This is a genomic window from Vibrio renipiscarius, from assembly GCF_000827885.1.
Classification (GTDB): Bacteria; Pseudomonadota; Gammaproteobacteria; order Enterobacterales; family Vibrionaceae; genus Vibrio; species Vibrio renipiscarius.
This window is the reverse complement of record NZ_JTKH01000025.1, coordinates 266758-282451: the sequence shown is the minus strand read 5'-3', so window position 1 is coordinate 282451 and position 15694 is coordinate 266758. Positions and strand designations below refer to the sequence as shown.

At 43.8% G+C, this 15694-nt stretch carries 18 protein-coding genes; 8 read left to right on the top strand and 10 right to left on the bottom strand.

Going from position 1 to position 15694, the window contains the following annotated elements:
* The 4 genes from OJ16_RS19465 to OJ16_RS19450 form a co-directional block, all read left to right on the top strand.
* Positions 1 to 534 (top strand): phage/plasmid replication domain-containing protein (locus tag OJ16_RS19465; RefSeq protein ID WP_040993156.1); only part of this gene is annotated, 534 nt, incomplete at its 5' end.
* 25 nt (positions 535 to 559) lie between these two features.
* Positions 560 to 844 carry a single-stranded DNA-binding protein gene (locus OJ16_RS19460; protein WP_005592749.1) on the top strand — a complete coding sequence of 95 codons (285 nt, stop codon included), beginning with the start codon at positions 560 to 562 and terminating at the stop codon, positions 842 to 844.
* 26 nt (positions 845 to 870) lie between these two features.
* Positions 871 to 1551 carry a hypothetical protein gene (locus OJ16_RS19455; protein WP_040988760.1) on the top strand — a complete coding sequence of 227 codons (681 nt, stop codon included), beginning with the start codon at positions 871 to 873 and terminating at the stop codon, positions 1549 to 1551.
* A gap of 85 nt (positions 1552 to 1636) precedes the next feature.
* Positions 1637 to 1834, top strand: coding sequence for a hypothetical protein (locus tag OJ16_RS19450; RefSeq protein WP_005592752.1), 198 nt, complete (start codon positions 1637 to 1639; stop codon positions 1832 to 1834).
* A gap of 271 nt (positions 1835 to 2105) precedes the next feature.
* On the opposite strand, the gene yciH is transcribed toward OJ16_RS19450, so the two are convergent.
* Positions 2106 to 2417 (bottom strand): stress response translation initiation inhibitor YciH, encoded by a 312-nt coding sequence (gene yciH, locus OJ16_RS19445; RefSeq protein WP_040993154.1) that lies wholly within the window; start codon positions 2415 to 2417, stop codon positions 2106 to 2108.
* Positions 2418 to 2419: 2 nt separating this feature from the next.
* Complete coding sequence (locus OJ16_RS19440) at positions 2420 to 2794, bottom strand: DUF3319 domain-containing protein (protein WP_040993152.1); 375 nt, start codon at positions 2792 to 2794, stop codon at positions 2420 to 2422.
* A 100-nt stretch (positions 2795 to 2894) separates the two neighbouring features.
* Between OJ16_RS19440 and OJ16_RS19435 the strand changes: the two genes are divergently transcribed.
* On the top strand, positions 2895 to 3851 hold the full coding sequence (locus OJ16_RS19435; protein WP_040993206.1) for a tyrosine-type recombinase/integrase: 957 nt from the start codon (positions 2895 to 2897) through the stop codon (positions 3849 to 3851).
* A gap of 8 nt (positions 3852 to 3859) precedes the next feature.
* Here the strand turns inward: OJ16_RS19435 and OJ16_RS19430 are convergent, their stop codons facing one another.
* A complete protein-coding gene (locus OJ16_RS19430; RefSeq protein ID WP_040993150.1) occupies positions 3860 to 4852 on the bottom strand; it encodes a D-alanine--D-alanine ligase in 993 nt (330 codons plus the stop codon).
* Positions 4853 to 5004: 152 nt separating this feature from the next.
* Positions 5005 to 5532 carry an SPOR domain-containing protein gene (locus OJ16_RS19425; RefSeq protein WP_040993148.1) on the bottom strand — a complete coding sequence of 176 codons (528 nt, stop codon included), beginning with the start codon at positions 5530 to 5532 and terminating at the stop codon, positions 5005 to 5007.
* 215 nt (positions 5533 to 5747) lie between these two features.
* Between OJ16_RS19425 and OJ16_RS19420 the strand changes: the two genes are divergently transcribed.
* Positions 5748 to 8435 (top strand): bifunctional acetate--CoA ligase family protein/GNAT family N-acetyltransferase, encoded by a 2688-nt coding sequence (locus OJ16_RS19420; RefSeq protein ID WP_040993145.1) that lies wholly within the window; start codon positions 5748 to 5750, stop codon positions 8433 to 8435.
* 143 nt (positions 8436 to 8578) lie between these two features.
* On the opposite strand, the gene OJ16_RS19415 is transcribed toward OJ16_RS19420, so the two are convergent.
* The 5 genes from OJ16_RS19415 to OJ16_RS19395 form a co-directional block, all read right to left on the bottom strand.
* The gene (locus tag OJ16_RS19415; RefSeq protein WP_040993143.1) at positions 8579 to 9466 is read right to left on the bottom strand and encodes a LysR family transcriptional regulator; all 888 of its coding nucleotides are present in this window, start codon (positions 9464 to 9466) and stop codon (positions 8579 to 8581) included.
* A 525-nt stretch (positions 9467 to 9991) separates the two neighbouring features.
* Positions 9992 to 10243 carry a hypothetical protein gene (locus tag OJ16_RS19410; RefSeq protein ID WP_040993140.1) on the bottom strand — a complete coding sequence of 84 codons (252 nt, stop codon included), beginning with the start codon at positions 10241 to 10243 and terminating at the stop codon, positions 9992 to 9994.
* A gap of 1 nt (position 10244) precedes the next feature.
* Positions 10245 to 11951, bottom strand: coding sequence for an SgrR family transcriptional regulator (locus OJ16_RS19405; RefSeq protein WP_040993138.1), 1707 nt, complete (start codon positions 11949 to 11951; stop codon positions 10245 to 10247).
* A gap of 67 nt (positions 11952 to 12018) precedes the next feature.
* A complete protein-coding gene (locus OJ16_RS19400) occupies positions 12019 to 12252 on the bottom strand; it encodes a DUF3389 family protein (RefSeq protein WP_040993136.1) in 234 nt (77 codons plus the stop codon).
* Positions 12249 to 12695 (bottom strand): hotdog fold thioesterase, encoded by a 447-nt coding sequence (locus tag OJ16_RS19395; RefSeq protein ID WP_040993134.1) that lies wholly within the window; start codon positions 12693 to 12695, stop codon positions 12249 to 12251. Before OJ16_RS19395 ends, OJ16_RS19400 begins: the two co-directional genes overlap by 4 nt.
* A gap of 83 nt (positions 12696 to 12778) precedes the next feature.
* Here OJ16_RS19395 and OJ16_RS19390 point away from each other — a divergent pair, with 83 nt between their 5' ends.
* A complete protein-coding gene (locus OJ16_RS19390; protein WP_040993132.1) occupies positions 12779 to 13564 on the top strand; it encodes a M48 family metallopeptidase in 786 nt (261 codons plus the stop codon).
* Between the two features lie 181 nt (positions 13565 to 13745).
* On the opposite strand, the gene OJ16_RS19385 is transcribed toward OJ16_RS19390, so the two are convergent.
* Positions 13746 to 14828 carry a metalloprotease gene (locus OJ16_RS19385; RefSeq protein WP_040993130.1) on the bottom strand — a complete coding sequence of 361 codons (1083 nt, stop codon included), beginning with the start codon at positions 14826 to 14828 and terminating at the stop codon, positions 13746 to 13748.
* A 264-nt stretch (positions 14829 to 15092) separates the two neighbouring features.
* Between OJ16_RS19385 and OJ16_RS19380 the strand changes: the two genes are divergently transcribed.
* Complete coding sequence (locus OJ16_RS19380) at positions 15093 to 15650, top strand: PhnA domain-containing protein (RefSeq protein ID WP_040993128.1); 558 nt, start codon at positions 15093 to 15095, stop codon at positions 15648 to 15650.
* Positions 15651 to 15694 lie beyond the last annotated feature (44 nt).

Genomic DNA, 15694 nt, shown 5'->3' with positions numbered 1-15694 from the left:
AGCAAGACAACACAAGATCATATTAAGTACTTAGAAACTCTTATCGATTACTGCGAAGAGCACGGCGTTGTCCGTGAAGAAAACAGCCTCAGACAAAAACTACTGAAAAGACACGACTTGCAATTTTACGGAATGGTAACGGAACAAGACTTTTACAAGCACCTAACGACGATGGAAGACGCTATGAAGACACTACACGCTACTAAAGACATTCATCAATCAATCGCAGAGCAATTACTAGAAGCAGGGGTTGTGGAAACAGTGCGTGCAGCTAATACCACCATGAATTATTTCACACTTTGGCAGCACGGCACCGATTTACGTCACACGCTAAGTCAATCGCAATTCTACGAGCACAAAGCCCGCTTAAGGAAAATTGGCATCGATATCGGCCAACAATTCGATGTTAGTCGCCTTTGTCCAACACTCAAACGTTCAGAGGTTATCGAGCTTAAGCCGCTACCGATTCCGGACTGGTATCACATGCCTCAAGTCGCCCAATCCAATGTATTGCCATTTAGAGCAGTCGCTTAATTGAAAAAACACTAAGGATATAACCATGTTAAAAATTGAAATATTCCCAGAAGATGAAAAATTTACAACACGCACAATCAAAGGTAAGGACGACAAACCAGATCGCAACATCTACGAACAAGAAGCCTACGCCTATCTAGGCGGCAAGTTCCCAACGCTAATGAAGTTATCACTTGAAGAAGGGCAACCAGCACATGTCGCCGGAATTTATACCGTTCACAGCTCTAGCTTTGTTGTTAATAACTTTGGTGGCCTTGAGCTAAAACGCTTTGGAATGCTTATTGAGCCATTGGAATTAGTTGATTTGTAAACGTTCAATATAGGCTAGGGGGTTATATGGATAATTGCTCACTCGTATCACAAGATGTTAATTCTGATTGTTCTTTCGCTGATTTACTTTTTCGCCGCCTAAGCGTTTCAGATAAAGCGGTAACGACTGCTCTTGTCGAAAAACCAAAGTTAAAAACCACTCGAAAAAGTTGGTCTAAAAAGGAATCAGAACTACTTACGGTTCTTATTCGACAAGGTAAAAGCTCTGCATTTGCGGCCAAAGAACTTGGTCGCACTTTATGTGCTGTTGATGGTCAAATTCGCAAGCTAAACATTCAGCGTTGTAAAAGATTGACCATTAAACAAGAACAGTTTTTAAGAGACAACTATTGGCTTTTAGGGGCTGCTGGTTGTGCTAAAAAATTGAATCGAAACCAAGCTACTATTGCGTATTACGCTAAGTATTTAGAGCTTAAAAAGCCAACTCGTGACGATGTGAATCCACCAATCCCTCGATGCTTATTACCATATGACATGGTCAAACGTGTATCAGTTCTTCAACGTAAATCACCAACATCTAAAAATAAAGTCGATGACGCCGTGGTAATATTTTACGACAAGAACGTGCCATCAACACCAATGATGGCGATGCATCTTGACCAGTTATGCAGTGCGTTGGATCAGCATTTTAATCGTAGACCAGGTGTTACAGCTCAGGCTTTAACTCATGGTTATAAGGCGGTCTAATATGCCCACGCTGCTATGACTTTTGGCAAGTTGGGCTTGATGATTATGGTAACAACCATCAACTACAAGAAGGATCAAGCGCATTATGAATCAAGTAATTTTGTGTGAAGGCACGCTGTATTTTCTTTCAATCAAGAAGGCTTACTTTTGCAAAGACTCGTGGGACGTTGCAGGTGCAATCAGTGACTTCCTAGGAAATGAACCTCATGAGCTAATCAATGATGATTCATTTCAACTTAATGAAGCCGAACATGGTTCATCGGACGAATGGGAATTTTATTAATTGTGATTGGCCAGAATTACAAATTCTAATTCATAAAATGAGTGGTAACATTTAGGAGTAAAAGGCTCAAAATAAACGGACACCTTAGTGCGCATTATGCATATTATGTTAAATACGATTCGGTATTTAATGAGCGCAACGGTTTGTGCGCTCTCTTCTCTAATCTTTTAGCTGGTTAGGCTCGTGTTGGTTTAACATAAGCGCCATTTACCATAAAATACTTAATAATCAGTTATTTAATCATGGATTATCTAACTGATTATTGCGAGCATTAACCGCCAGCTAATTTAACTGTGTGGCCTTTTTTCTCTAGATGAGCTTTGATCTTGTCACGAGCGTCACCTTGAATTTCAATATCGCCATCTTTTACTGCGCCGCCACAGCCACAAACTTTCTTAAGTTCTGCCGCGAGTAGTTTAAGTTGGACATCGTCCATGTCTAAACCGGAAATGATGCTAACACCTTTGCCTTTGCGGCCTTTAGTCTGTTTCAAGATGCGAACAATGCCATCGCCTTTAGGACGAGTCACTTTTTCTTCTTCTGGTTTGATACGGCCGGTTTCTGTTGAATATACTAGAGTCATGACTATTTCTTTTGTTGCTCAGCTTTCTTTTTTGCGATTAAGTAGCCTTCAATGTGTTTTTGAATCGCTAGCTTTCCGCCCTTAATTAGCTTTCCATTAAAAAGGCAATACCAAGAGTTTGGCTCACCAGTGTCGTTCTTAATGATATAACCAAAAAAGGTCTCTTGCACTGCCTTTCCATGACCTTGACGAACTTTCGACAAAGATGAGAACTCTTTAGGATCAATGACCATTGCAGAATCGCAAAACCAATCGATACTTTTTTTCAGTGCCGCGGTGCTGCCTTGCAGAACGCGATTTTTAATTTGAACTTGCCAAACATCAGAATTTGAACCCACGGTTTTTAAGTCAAAACCTCGGTATGTAGACACTGCCATAGTCTTATTCTTATTTCATTGAGCTTCTCTTTAATAATAATTGTAAATCACTGTTAAGCAAGTATATTTAGATTGAATAATGTTGTTATGGTGCGCTTCCTTGCAAAAATTGATTCCCAAAATCACTGACCAAGAAAAATTAAATACTTTTCTCCATCAATTCGCTTCAACCGTGACATTAGACCAGGTGAATGACTTAACCTCTGGTGTCTATGCACACAGTTCGCTTTTGGCGATGACGAAAGATTGGAATCTATTTGTTGAGTTTTGTCAGAGCAAATCGGTTTCTCCTCTGCCGGCATCGGTAACCGCCTTTCGTCAATATATCGAAAAGGAATCCAAGCAGAAGAAATACGCGACATTAAGACGTTACGTGGTCACTGTTTCTTTGGTGCATAAATTACTGGCTCTGCCCGACCCTGCGAAAAATCATCAAATTCAAAAGAGTTTGGCGACAATACGTTTAGATAAACAAGGCGATGCGAAACAAACTCATGCTTTTGGACAAGATCAATTAGAGCAACTTACGCAGAAGAATGCGCGTTCTAGTTCCATTCGCGATTGTCGTAATCTGGCGATTTACCATGTGATGTTTCACTCGCTTATGAAGCGTAAAGATCTGAGGGATTTACGTTTTTCACAAATCGCAATCGGTGATTCTGGCGCAGTGATAACGATAGAAGAATCTATCTATCATTTAGATGAGGTTTCTACGGGAATTTTGGAGCGATGGATTAATTTACGTGGGCTTCAAGGTGAGTTCGTTTTCACCGCCATTGATCGACATGAAAACATCAGCACGATGCCACTTAACGATTCTTCCATCTATCGCATATTGAGAGCTGCCAGTGATGAGCTTAATTTAGATGTCCAATTTTCAGGGCAATCTCTTCGCGTGGGTGCAATCGAGCAGTTAGCGAAACAAGGCATGAAACCCAAGGAAATTCAATACGCTGGCCGCTGGCTAAGCCCTGCTATGCCTTATCAATACTTGGGTAATAAGACACAGTCAGAGCTTGAAAAATTGCAATTTATATCCATTAAGCCATTCGAGTGAATGCGTGCTTAGATGGATGTTTTTACGCAATCAGCCAGGAATTCGTGGAACTTATGTCCATGATTTTCTAGCATTTTCGGGAACATTGAAATCGGAGTCATACCCGGGAACGTATTGACTTCGTTTAGATAAATATCGCCTTCTTCTGTTAGGAAGAAATCAATACGTGATAAATGGCGTAGCTTCATTTGCTTGAAGACTTTTTCTGCGTTCACACGGATTTCGGTTGCTTGTTCTTCCGTTAAGTTATGAGCAACAATGTCGGTCGTGGAGTGACTCGTCGCCGAGTACTTTTCTTCATAACTATAAAACGTGTTGTCCGGTGCTTTTACTTCACCTGGCAACGTCAGTACAAGTTCGCCTTGGAACTCATACGCAGCGACTTCAAGTTCGCGTGGTTTAACCGCTTGTTCAATCAGTACTTGGTCTGAGTAACTAAATGCATCGTTGATTGCTGTTTGTAACTGCGCTGAATCTGTTACCTTGTAACAACCGACAGATGAGCCTTGGCATGCCGCTTTAACGAATACGCTGCCCCATTTTTCAAATGCTTGCTGCGCTTTAGTCAAAGATTCATCGTTGTTCTCTGACAAGAAAAGATACGGTGTGTTTGGTACACCTAACGCGTCGTACCATAGTTTTGATGTGATTTTGTTAAAGCTATTGCTGCTTGCTTCAGCACGACAGCCTAAGTATGGAATACCCGCAAGCTCTAATAGCGATTGAATATCACCGGTTTCACCGGGAAAGCCATGAATACAAGGCACAACGAAATCAACATGTAAACTTTGATCTGCAAAGTTTAACTGGCCGGTGTTGCTGTCTAATAGGGCCAATTCACCTTGGTTTGTAAACCAGCCCTCTTTCTTCATTTCAACGCGAGTTACTTCAAACTCAGGCGTTAATTCAAGCTGTGATTGTACGTAGTTTGCTGAAACTAGAGATACATCGTGCTCCGACGAACCGCCGCCACAAAGAAGAAGAATGGATATTTTTTTCATTAAAATCTTTCCGTGATACTACAAAAACTAGGAGGCGTTATCATAATGAAAAGCCAGCCGAGTTACACTTCTAATACCAATATAAATACTCAGTCAACGAGAGTTCGCTGAAAGAATGGTCAGTAAAAAGGGGCAAAAGCCCCTTCGTTTAATTAGTTCAATTTGTTGAGCGTTGGGTACGGTGAGTTTTTGATGCTATCAATGCTCTTCGCAAATGGTTTCAATGCTCTAAATTCCGCTGGCAATTGAGCAATGGCTTCTTTCGCTTCAGCTTGAGTTGCGTAGTCACCGTAAAGAACGGTATACCATTTGGTGCCATTCACAACTTTGTAGTTTTCCCAAACTGGTTGGTTAGAGCGTGGCAACATACGAGCGAACTGATCAACTTTCGCCTGCGTTCCAACCGCGACAACTTGAATGGTATAGCCAAAGCGTGCTTCTACTGCATTTTGTTGTTTGTCTGACGCTGGGACAATCGCAACTGCGGGCGTGGTTTCAGCAGGGGTTGAAACAACCGTAGTCTCAACGACTGTCTCTGTAACCGTTTCAGTCACGGGTTGCTGTACTTCTGCAACTTGGTAATCTTCGCGGTAACTTTCTGAACTTACCTCTGTTGTGTATTCACTAGAAACACATGCAGACAATAAAACGGACAAACCAACAATGGCAATTTTTTTCATGAATTCTTCAAGCCCTAATATAAATTACTGTAAATCATGCCGTTAGACAGCAGCATAATCAAGCCAACACGCTCATTATATTACGAGACAACGTGACTTGTAACACAAAGTGATTACTGTGAACGGTGATCTGAGCAAAACTCCATCAAATTAGGCCTGCAAGCATGATTTATCTCCGTTACGATAAAGTAAACGTGTCGTTAGGAAGTTGATTTGTGAACAATTTAAGTCGTCTTTTAAAGCCTACATCCATTACCGTTATCGGTGCCTCCACGCAAAAAATGCGCGCGGGCAATATTGTGATGAAAAATCTCCTTCAAGGGGGATTTGAAGGGGCAATAATGCCCGTCACTCCCAAGTACAACGCCGTCTGTGGCGTTTTAGCCTACCCTGATATCGATTCCCTGCCTATCGTGCCTGACGTGGCGATTCTCTGTACTAACGCACAACGAAACATTGAGATCTTTACCCAACTGGCCAATAAAGGGGTTAAGTCTGTTATCGTAATATCGTCGGATATGGTTGATATAAGCAGTACAGGCGAACCGATTCAAGATCTATGCGTGGCGATTGCGCGCCGATCGGGTATGAGAGTGCTTGGCCCGAATAGCTTAGGCATCATTTTACCGTGGCTTAATTTTAATGCCTCCTTTTCGCCTGTTAGCGCCCAAAAAGGCAAAATCGCGTTTATTTCTCAATCCGCGGCTATGTGTACCACCATCTTAGATTGGGCAAATGATAAAAATATTGGCTTTTCTGCGTTTATCTCTTTAGGCAACTCCGTCGACATCGACTTTGCGGATCTTTTAGATCATTTAAGTACCGACACCCACACTGAAGCGATCTTGCTCTATGTTGATTCGATCAAAGATGCACGCCGGTTTATGTCGGCAGCTCGTAGCGCATCGAGAAATAGACGAATACTCGTTTTAAAAAGTGGCCGAACTGCCGAAGGACGCAAAGCGGCGCAAGCTCATACGGGCGGCAGTGATACTCTCGATATCATTTACGATTCAGCGATACGTCGAACGGGTATGTTGCGAGTACAAAATTCACATGAGTTATTTGCCGCAGTTGAAACGCTTACGCACTCTGTGCCACTGCGTGGTGAAAGACTCGCAATCATCACCAATGGCGGTGGGCCAGCAATCATGGCCGTTGATACACTACTAGAACGTGGTGGAAAATTAGCAGAACTGGATGAATACACAGTAGATAAGCTTAATGCGCTTTTACCTTCAAGTTGGAGCCATTCAAACCCAATTGATATGGTCGGAGATGCTGGTGCTCAACGTTATATTGATACGCTAAATACGATCATGGACAGTGATTGCGCTGACGCAATATTGATTATGCATAGTCCGTCGGCCATCGCACACTCCGAACTGACTGCTGCGGCGATTGTAGAAGCGATAAAATCCCATCCCCGAAGTCGGCGATTTAATATTTTGACTAATTGGTCTGGCGAACTCACGGCCCGTCCGGCGCGTGCCATTTTTACTGATTTTGGCATCCCAACCTACCGCACCGCTGAAAGTGCCGTGGTGGCATTCATGCATTTAGTCGAATACCGAAGAAACCAAAAACAGTTAATGGAGACCCCCACGACGGCAGAATTGGTCCATATCAATGAACTCGAAAGTGCCAAAAAATGGATAGGCGACCAACTACTGGATAAAAACACAGTATCGTTAGATACACATCAAATTCGTTCATTCTTAAAGCACTTTAACTTTAATGTTCTACCAACATGGATCGCGAGCGACGCCAGCGAGGCGGTTCATGTGGCTAGTGAGATTGGTTATCCTGTCGCGGTGAAGCTGCGATCACCAGATATTGCCCATAAGTCCGATGTCCAAGGCGTTATGCTCAATCTACGCACCAGCACCGAAGTGGCGAATGCCGCTCAAGCCATTCTCGATCGAAGCCAACTCTCCTACCCGTCTGCCCGTATTCATGGATTACTGGTGCAAGGTATGGCAAAAGTCGCCGGCGGAGAAGAGCTACGGATTAAAGTAAAATACGATGAAACTTTTGGTCCGGTCATTCTGTTAGGACAAGGGGGATCGGAATGGAACGAAGCGCTTGATGCTGCGTCAGCGTTACCGCCACTCAACATGGCGCTGGCTCGTTATTTAATTGTACGCGCCATCAAGAGCGAGAAAATACGTTTACAAAAGCTACCTGAACCGATCAATATCGATGGGCTATCAGAAATATTGGTGCGGATATCTCAAATGGTCGTTGATTGCCCGCAGGTACATGAACTCGACATCCATCCGCTTCTTGCCAATGGTAACGAGTTTACTATCTTAGATGCGGACTTAGTGCTTAAAGCCTACCACGGAGATGCACAGCATCGGCTTGCGATTCGTCCTTATCCCATTGAGCTCGAAGAAACTCTGCGCTTAAAAGACGATAGCGACGTTCTTTTGAGGCCAATCCTGCCTGAAGATGAACCAAAACATGCCGATTTCATTCATGCCGTTTCTAAAGACGATCTGTACAAACGCTTTTTTGCTGAGGTTGGTGAATTTAACCATGAGGCGCTCGCAAAATTAACGCAAATTGATTATGACCGTGAAATGGCGTTTGTCGCCGTGGATACAACCCATGCTGATGGGCAAATCATTGGCGTAAGCCGTGCTCTGATCAATCATGACAATACTGATGCTGAATTTGCAATCTTGATCCGTTCGGATCTTAAGGGGAAAGGACTAGGTAAAATCCTGATGAATAAGATCATTGATTATTGCCAAAACAAAGGAACGAAAAGAATGTCGGGCATGACCATGCCAACCAATCGCGGCATGCTGATGCTGGCACAAAGCGTTGGTTTTAGTATTGATATTCATTTTGAAGATGGGACGGCTGATATGGTACTAGTATTACAACCAAATTAAGCTCGTGATGGTCACTACTGGGCTTTTAATCGAATCAACTAGTCAATAGAATCAATACAAACACTTAAATGACGCGGGTAACATGAAGGATGATTTCGCTATTCATCCTTCATGGTTAAACGTCGGCTTATTCTCAAGATGATTTACTTCATTTGCCAATGCTTTTTGAGAAACTGAATGCACCACGATTTCGCTTCGCCAATCTGACTACGCTTCCAAGCCATAATAATGTCAATCGATTGAGTTTGAGATCCCGCAATTTGAACCAATTCGCCTTGTTCAATAAGGGGGTTAGCGACGCTATAAGGTAATGTACCAATCCCCAACCCCGCTCTAAGCGCATCCACTTTAGCTGAAAAATTACTCACGGTGAGTCTAGGTTGCTTGTGAAGAACGTTAATCGACATGGCCGGTTGCTCCCGAGCGGTATCGGCAATGGCAATGATGCGGTATTTCTCTCGGGCGCTTTCATCAAAAGCCCCTGCTCTTTTATGTACATAATGAGATGCGGCCGCCACCCAAACCATCTCGAGCGAACCGATCGTTTCGTATTTCACATCAATCGGCAGTGATTCAATTTTCGGGCAGACTAACAGGTCAGAACGACCACTGGCGAGAGACTCCCAGCACCCCGCTAAAATTTCTTCTTGCAAACGAACTCGCGTAGAACTGACCATGCTTAATGCTTCAATCATGGCAAAGAAGTTTGATACTGGGATGATCCCATCAAACGCGAGTGTAATGTCTAACTCCCACCCATTCGCCAGCACACTCGCATCGTTAACCAACTTATCGGTCGCCGCGAGAATACTCCGTCCTTGTTCAAGGATTAATCGCCCTGCGGCGGTGAACGTCGCTTTGTGCCCCGAGCGATCGAAGATCGTCATATCTAAGTCTTGTTCAAGCTTTTGGATTTGATAGCTTAATGATGAGGGCGCGCGATCAAGCTCATGAGCGGCAGAGGCGAAACTTCCTCTGCGATCAATCGCATCCAGTATATGAAGTGCTTCTAGCGTAATTGGACTTTGCAAACGGATTCCCTTCTCTCATTACTACTGCGTCAAATCCTATTCAACATACTGTTGATAGTTCGATTAATCAATCGCAGTCGTTGGAAAACCGGACCTCGCATAACAACGGTGTCTAAGATAGGAAGGACAAATGAAATAAACGGGGCGTAACACGCGTTTGGGGAGCGCTAAAAAAACGAAAGCCAGCATAAGACTGGCTTTAGGATCAACATCATTCAAAAAGAGTATTCAAATTGGACTGAATGCGTGATTATTTGGTGGCTGCCATTTCTTTCTTAACCATAACAGCTGCTGCTACGATGAAAGCGATGATTAGACCTAGCTCCATGACTTACCCCTATTGATAGTAGTGGAAATAGTACAATTGCATTTATAACGCGGGCATTGTATCAGTTATTAAAACTCTTGAAAGTCGTTAACCTAATTTACACTTATTTTCTCGACTTAGATCAAAAAAGGCAATTTTCAAAGCGGTTTTGGCCGTGGTCGACAGATTTTTTGTTACTTAAATGTTAATAAGAATGTCTATTTCATCACCACTTTACCACCAATCATCTTGAAAGATGGCGTCCCTCTAACCAAGGTGTCTCGAGCAAACTCAGATCCACATTGTGGGCAATAACAAGGGGTTGTCATATAGTCTTCAGTTATGCGTTCTTTAAAGCATTTAACTAATGCGCCTTTGCCCCCTTTCCGATATTTAAATAGCAAGGTTCGACACTTGGCGCAAAAGATTTCAACGGTTTGAGTCGGCAGCTTTTTATTGGGTTTCGCCATGCTAATTACCTTGTTCGCCAATAGAGCTTGGTTTGACCCAAACTTGACTAAAATCGAACCAACCTAGCGCATTACATTTCGCATTTTGTAGTGCACCGCACTGGTCTTTACTCACCCCAAGCCAACAATGAAACATCGGGATTAATTGCATTTTTTCTGCCAGTGACTTGCCAATCTCTTGCGCAGGAAATGTTGCAAACTTATTCCGACGATATTCAGTCACAACTTCAGACCATTGAGCAAAATCATCCTCTTTACTGAACGCATCGATATCGCTGTAATCCATTAACCAGCCCGCGATGGCATCGTCACGATTGCTGGTGATACCCATTGGTTTTACCCATATATCTACTTCGTCATGATTCGGCATTTCCATATCGTAAGTCACTAATTCAACATCAAGGTTGTCTTGCTTGAGTAAGTTTTCTAAGCACTTCACTAATATCGGAAACATGGGATGCTTCGCATGATAGGCAATCGTGACCGTCCGATAACTGGGTGGTGCGCTGTAATGCGCTTGACGTGTATGGTGATACCAACCCGGCTTCAATCCATAAGCAGGCAACGCCCCAAGCTCGACGATACGGTCTTGAGGTAAAAGCTGAAAAACATTCAAAGAAGATAAACGTAATGAAAAGTAGCGAGCCCAATCGTCTGATTTGGCTAAGCCATTTTTGCGATTCAATAATAGGTAAGTACAGCCAGGATCGAGCTCGACTTCATCACTCAATTCGGCTTTTTGGGGCGCGCTGGGCTTCGATAAACTCGGGAAGACCATCGATGAATGGACAGCGTCAATAACCCACACTTCAACGCAGTCGACCAGCGGTCTAAACCCAAAATATCCGTCAAAGGCGTGAATCGTGAGTCGTTTCTCATCATTCTGGGTCACCTTATATGGGCCCGTTCCTATCGGGAATTGGTCATACTCGCTGCCGCGTTGTGAATGTGGCAACATAACCTTAGCGCATGACTCGGCCATTAATAGGGCAAAATGATGATCATCTTGGTTTAAGTAAATCTCAATCACGTTTTTCTGGGTAGAGAACGTACTGTCGATATGGGCGAACAAATGACGAGATCGCAACGCCATCACGCATTCAATGATAGCTTCGGCACTCAGTAATTCTCCGTTATGGAAACGCACCGCGGGGCGGATATAGAATCGCCAATGACGAGGGGTCACCATTTCCCACGTGTGTGCAAGATCGGGCGCAAGCTGGTCATTTTCGTCTAATCGAGTTAAACCACTGAAGATTTGTCGCACAATATGCAGCTCAGATCGGCGCATATTTTTATGAGGATTAAGGGAAAGTAACGGTCGATAATAAGGTAAACGGACAACTTGTTGCCCTTCTTGCAGCTGAACGCCCAGATAGCCTTCAACGACACGCGTCAGTTTTGCCGCGTCTTGGTCAAGCACCTTCAGCGCCTGGCTGATTTTCCCCTCTTCTAAATAGCGTCGAGCAAGATCTTCACTGACATCCGTACGACTGCGCTTGAAGTTCAGACGAGACAGTTTACCTCGGCCTGGAGAAGGTCGCCATTCAATCCAGCCTTCTTCTTCCATTTTGTTGAGTACAATTCGTGCGTTACGTCTTGTACAACACAGAGTATCGGTGATCTCTTCGAGTTGAACGTCAAGATCGATACCATTGTAATGCTCGAATAGCGTTTCAAACTGAACACGCAGTCGCGGGCTGCTCATAAAGGGGAAATCTCAATTAAACAATGCTAACTTTATTTTCCCCATTTAATAAGTGTGGATCAAGCAGTTACTGAATAGCGATGCCTAATTGTGATGCAAGTTCATTTAGTTGCTTGTCATCGTCTAACTTGATTGACCACTGCGCTTCACTAGAGTGAACTGCAATCACGTTTGCCCCACGCCCAATAAGTCGCACCGCATCGGACTGAGCTTGCAAAGTAATCATATTCGTCCCTTTCACTTTGACCACAATCTCATGAGCGGTGGCAATAATTTTGCCATTGGAAAATTCGATCATCATGATTTGTCTTCACTCTTTGTTTTACGGTGTTGTTGTACTGCAATGGTTAAACGACTCGCACAAACCAGACGACCCCGTTCATCTTCAATATCAATTTGCCAAACCTGAGTCGACACGCCTAGGTGAATGGGTTTCGCGGTCCCCACCACAAATCCACTGCGCATGGCGCGAATGTGGTTGGCATTAATATCGAGTCCGACGCAATAAGAACTTTCGTTAACGCAGAAGTTAGCCGCCAACGACCCCAAGGTTTCAGCCAATACGACCGAGGCTCCGCCGTGTAACATGCCTAGTGGCTGATGAGTAAATGAGCATACGGGCATCGTCGCTTTGATGTAATCATCGCCCAGTTCGGTGTAAACAATATTAAGGTGTTCGATTAAGGTATTTTTTGAGGTTTGATTGAGAAGATCGACGCTGATCTCTCGCTTCCAAATGGTCATAGCCAAATCCATTCATAACGGTTACGTCTATTCTAACCGGATGTTATGATGAGAAGAAGGTTGTATTTCACAGGGAGTGTTCTATGTCGTGGTTTAAAATCACCACCTTAGCCTTAACCGTTGGACTGACAGCGTGTAGCGCGTCGCCAACTGGGCGTCATCAATTATTGTTATTTTCCGATAATGATATGAGTAGCCTTGGGGCTCAATCATTTGAAGAAATGAAACAGCAACAAAAAATCAGCCAAGATGACAAAGTAAACCGCTATGTTCAGTGTGTTGCAGCTGCCGTGACGGCGCAAGTCCCTAAACAAGCGGCGTTCGACACATGGGAAGTGGTGGTATTTGATAGTGACCAGGTGAATGCCTTTGCCCTACCCGGCGGAAAAATCGGTGTTTATACTGGCTTATTAAACGTGGCAAAAAACGAAGATCAGCTGGCAACCGTCATTGGTCATGAAATCGCGCACGTGTTAGCGGACCACAGTAATGAGCGACTATCACAATCGCAACTTGCGAATGCTGGTTTGCAAATTACATCCGTGGCGCTAGGTTCATCGGAATATGCGCAATATCGAAATGCCACGATGGCCGCGCTGGGTGTCGGGGTTCAATATGGTGTATTGCTTCCCTACGGACGAACGCAAGAATCAGAAGCAGACATTGTAGGACTGGAGATAATGGCTAAAGCGGGGTTTAATCCTGCGGAAAGCGTCGATTTGTGGCGCAATATGGCCGCGGCGTCGCAAGGACAACAACCGCCTGAATTGTTATCAACACATCCGTCTCACAATACACGGATTAGTGATCTCCAAAACACCATGGCCAAATTACCTAATTACACCGCGAATAAACCCAACTGTTCATAATCAGATTCAGTCATGGTATGTACATTCAATGAAAGGGAAAGAGCATTGTGTCTTACCCCTATCATTAAGCTTGTTGCCGATGTTTGGCAACAAGCTTACCAATCAGCCCTTCTCGAAATTTGCGATGCGATGACATCATGTTAGACATGCACAAATGACCGAGAATCTTGAATGGACGTTTCTATGTGCCCAGCAATTGAAGCGGTAGTTGCAGTAATGCATCACCCGTTTGAGCGAAGTACCAAATGATGGCGACCAAACCCGCGACAAGTGCCACGTACCACACCGCAGACACAATTTGTGCATAGCGATCGAGCGGTAGTAAATGGCTGTGATGGCGATAGCGCCACTCCATGATGATTTCTAGCGTTCCCATGATAAGCAAGAAACCCAATAAGCTGAGCCCAAGCGTATAGCTGAGGAACACGCCACCAATGGCGGCTGCCGTACACAAAATCATGCCTGTTAAGCTGTTCATCGAAAAGCTGATGCTCTTTAGGATATGCCCGCCATCTAAAGGTAAAATAGGCAGCAGGTTAAAGAGATTTAAAAAGGCATTAAATACGGCTAAACCTGCAAAGAACATCTCACCGGTTATCCAGTAGACAACGACCAGCGCGAACGACAGAACGAAACCAAACATCGGCCCCATGATTGAAATCACGACGTCTTGCCAACGTGTATTAATTTTCTCATCCGTCAGCGCTAAGCCGCCCAAAAATGGGACAAGGTAGATCCCTTTCGTCTTCATCCCAAAATACTTCATTGCTTTTACGTGGCCATATTCATGAACCACCAAACACGCGATCAGAGCCAGCGCAAATTGGAATGAAAAGAGCCACGAATATGCCGCTAAACTGGCACTGGCGAGGACGACCTTGATCAGTTTGGCACTTTTGAGCATTTTCATGCCCAATGAAACAAGGCCAATCAAACTAAAGCGTTTTTCAGGTTTTGGGGCAACAACCGGCGATTGTTGTTCAATATCTTTTGTGTCGCGCTCACCTTGGATAATGACTTCGTCGTTCACTTTTCCGTAATAGCGGAATGTAAAAGGTTGCCAAACCAATGAAACGTCCAATTCACAGTTCAAGACTTCATCACCCTTTTGTAAAACGAAGTGGTGATGATTCTGCGCTTGGCGATCGGAATCGGCGGTAAGTTGTGAAACGATTTGGTTGTCCCAATACAATTCTTGCCAACCCGCCATGCTTCCTTCGAGTCGAAGAGGACGGCCAAGAAATTCAATAGAGAGTAATTCCAATTTTTTACCTACTCATTTGCTATATTAACTGGAGCGATTATGCCGTTTGGCACTAATAAGGTAAAGTAAAGGTGACTTTTTGTTACGTGGTCACTCCGTCTAAGTTATTGACACGATTTTGTTTGTTACTAAAGCGACCGTAATGCGAAATAATCGCCCTCTTTATCTTGGTTAAACCTTTGCGTCACTCGATACCCCTTTCAATTCGTTTGATAAAGTGGATAATAGCCCCCGTTATTAATCCTGACTATATGTGAGTCCATTATGTCTATTGAAGCTACAATGCTACAACGTTGCGAATCTAAGTGTGAACTATGTGCAGCAGAAGCGCCTTTAACTGCGTACGCGGTACCACCGCACGGTCACGTAACAGTGGATCACGGCATCATGGTATGTGACAAATGTCTGGGTGAAATTGAAGAACCTAAAGACATTAATCACTGGCGTTGTCTAAGCGACAGCATGTGGAGCCAAGTTGTTCCAGTTCAAGTAACAGCATGGCGCCAACTAACTCGTCTGAACTCAGAAAGCTGGGCTCAAGATGCGCTAGATATGATGTACATGGAAGAAGAAACCAAAAACTGGGCAATGAAAGGCATGTCTGCTGATGACAAACCTTTCGATGTGAACGGCGCGGAACTGAAAAAAGGTGACGACGTAACAGTTATTAAAGATCTTCCAATCAAAGGCAGTACGCAAGTTATCAAACAAGGTACTGTTATCCGTGGTATTGCACTGACTGACGATCCAAAACTTATCTCTGGTAAAGTGAATGGCGGCCAATCAATGTATGTTATCGCTGAGTACTGCCGTAAGAAATAATCTCTTCGATTATAAAAATAAAGCACCGTAAGGTGCTTTATTTT

Coding starts and splice junctions, on each gene's coding strand:
- OJ16_RS19460 (WP_005592749.1), top strand. CDS start 560: ATGTTAAAAATTGAAATATTCCCAGAAGATGAAAAATTTACAACACGC.
- OJ16_RS19455 (WP_040988760.1), top strand. CDS start 871: ATGGATAATTGCTCACTCGTATCACAAGATGTTAATTCTGATTGTTCT.
- OJ16_RS19450 (WP_005592752.1), top strand. CDS start 1,637: ATGAATCAAGTAATTTTGTGTGAAGGCACGCTGTATTTTCTTTCAATC.
- yciH (WP_040993154.1), bottom strand. CDS start 2,417: ATGACTCTAGTATATTCAACAGAAACCGGCCGTATCAAACCAGAAGAA.
- OJ16_RS19440 (WP_040993152.1), bottom strand. CDS start 2,794: ATGGCAGTGTCTACATACCGAGGTTTTGACTTAAAAACCGTGGGTTCA.
- OJ16_RS19430 (WP_040993150.1), bottom strand. CDS start 4,852: ATGAAAAAAATATCCATTCTTCTTCTTTGTGGCGGCGGTTCGTCGGAG.
- OJ16_RS19425 (WP_040993148.1), bottom strand. CDS start 5,532: ATGAAAAAAATTGCCATTGTTGGTTTGTCCGTTTTATTGTCTGCATGT.
- OJ16_RS19410 (WP_040993140.1), bottom strand. CDS start 10,243: ATGGCGAAACCCAATAAAAAGCTGCCGACTCAAACCGTTGAAATCTTT.
- OJ16_RS19405 (WP_040993138.1), bottom strand. CDS start 11,951: ATGAGCAGCCCGCGACTGCGTGTTCAGTTTGAAACGCTATTCGAGCAT.
- OJ16_RS19400 (WP_040993136.1), bottom strand. CDS start 12,252: ATGATGATCGAATTTTCCAATGGCAAAATTATTGCCACCGCTCATGAG.
- OJ16_RS19395 (WP_040993134.1), bottom strand. CDS start 12,695: ATGACCATTTGGAAGCGAGAGATCAGCGTCGATCTTCTCAATCAAACC.
- OJ16_RS19390 (WP_040993132.1), top strand. CDS start 12,779: ATGTCGTGGTTTAAAATCACCACCTTAGCCTTAACCGTTGGACTGACA.
- OJ16_RS19380 (WP_040993128.1), top strand. CDS start 15,093: ATGTCTATTGAAGCTACAATGCTACAACGTTGCGAATCTAAGTGTGAA.